1 protein-coding gene and 1 pseudogene are annotated in these 1,701 nt (G+C 62.0%); one reads left to right on the top strand and one right to left on the bottom strand.

What is annotated here, in order from left to right; genetic code table 11:
- Positions 1-147, bottom strand: a pseudogene (locus EN925_RS41185) (EAL domain-containing protein); the annotation flags it as partial.
- Positions 148-354: 207 nt separating this feature from the next.
- Between EN925_RS41185 and EN925_RS34780 the strand changes: the two are divergent.
- Positions 355-1,557 (top strand): pyridoxal phosphate-dependent aminotransferase, encoded by a 1,203-nt coding sequence (locus EN925_RS34780; RefSeq protein WP_064994526.1) that lies wholly within the window; start codon positions 355-357, stop codon positions 1,555-1,557.
- The last annotated feature ends 144 nt before the right edge of the window (positions 1,558-1,701 follow it).

Here is a 1,701-nt window from a genome sequence, read left to right as displayed (position 1 = left end):
CCCTTCGAACGCGACCACCGACAGCTTGCCTTCCTTGAAGGCGAAGATCGGCTGGAAAGCGCTTTGCAACGTGTAGATGCCCCAGACACCGGTGGAGGTGCCGTCGTCCTGACGGATGATGTGGGCAAGCCCGACGCTGCGCGACACGGTTCCTCGCTCCGCAATTGGTCTGCGATCCTGCCACTCAAGCCTCTACCGCTCGTTAATGAATTTATTGTTGCCGACCCCGGGTCCGATCACAGCTCCTTGAGACCTGGATCAGCCGACAATGCTTGCGTTGCGCGAAATCATGCGACATGAGAAGCGCCGCGGTCGCTCCTGGCCGCGCCGATCTTCCATGGAGACGTCAAGCTCATGGCCTTTCTTGCCGACACCCTTTCGCGCGTGAAGCCTTCCGCCACCATCGCGGTCACGCAGAAAGCGCGCGAGCTGAAAAATGCCGGCCGTGACATTATTGGCCTCGGCGCCGGCGAGCCGGATTTCGACACGCCCGACAACATCAAGAATGCGGCAATCGAGGCGATCCGCCGCGGCGAAACCAAGTATCCGCCGGTTTCGGGCATCGTGCCGCTGCGCGAGGCGATCGCAAAAAAGTTTAAGCGCGAGAACAATCTCGACTACAAGCCCGAGCAGACCATCGTCGGTACGGGCGGCAAGCAGATCCTGTTCAACGCCTTCATGGCGACGCTGAACCCCGGCGACGAGGTCATCATTCCTCGCCCCTACTGGGTCAGCTACCCCGAGATGGTGGCGATCTGCGGCGGCACCTCCGTGTTTGCCGACACCTCGATCGACAACGGCTTCAAACTGACCGCTTCCGTGCTGGAAAAGGCGATCACGCCGAAGACCAAATGGCTGCTGATGAACTCGCCGTCGAACCCGTCGGGTGCCGCCTATACCGAGGCCGAACTGCGCGCTCTGGCCGACGTGCTGTTGAAGCATCCGCATGTCTGGACGCTGACCGACGACATGTACGAGCACCTGACCTATGGCGATTTCGTCTTCAAGACCATCGCCGAGGTCGAGCCTAAGCTCTACGAGCGCACGCTGACCATGAACGGCGTGTCGAAAGCCTATGCAATGACCGGCTGGCGCATCGGTTATGCGGCGGGCCCGGTCCAACTGATCAAGGCGATGGACATGATCCAGGGTCAGCAGACATCGGGCGCCTGCACCATCGCGCAATGGGCATCCGTCGAGGCGCTGAATGGCCCGCAGGATTTCATCGCCAAAAACAAGGCGATCTTTCAAGGCCGTCGCGACCTCGTCGTCTCGATGCTCAACCAGGCGCGCGGCATCACCTGTCCGTCGCCGGAAGGGGCCTTCTATGTCTATCCCTCCTGCGCCCAGTTGATCGGCAAGAAGACCAAGGCCGGCAAGCCGATCGACACCGACGAAACCTTCTGCTCGGAATTGCTCGAAGCCGAGGGCGTCGCGGTGGTGTTCGGCTCGGCCTTCGGCCTCGGCCCCAACTTCCGCATCTCCTACGCCACCTCGGAGACGCTTCTGGAGGAAGCCTGCACGCGCATCCAGCGCTTTACGGCTTCGCTGACCTGAGCGGCGCACTTTGAACGCAGAACCCGGCTTCACTGCCGGGTTTTCAATGGGCCGTCAGCCTCACGCCTCGTGCTTGGTCTCTTTGGCCGAGCGCGCCTCGGCCGGCGCCAGCACGGCAACCAGCAGTGCGGCGGTGAGGAACGC

The sequence above is a fragment of the Mesorhizobium sp. M7A.F.Ca.US.006.04.2.1 genome, from assembly GCF_004022915.1.
Classification (GTDB): Bacteria; Pseudomonadota; Alphaproteobacteria; order Rhizobiales; family Rhizobiaceae; genus Mesorhizobium; species Mesorhizobium ciceri.
This window is presented reverse-complemented; position numbering and strand designations above follow the sequence as displayed.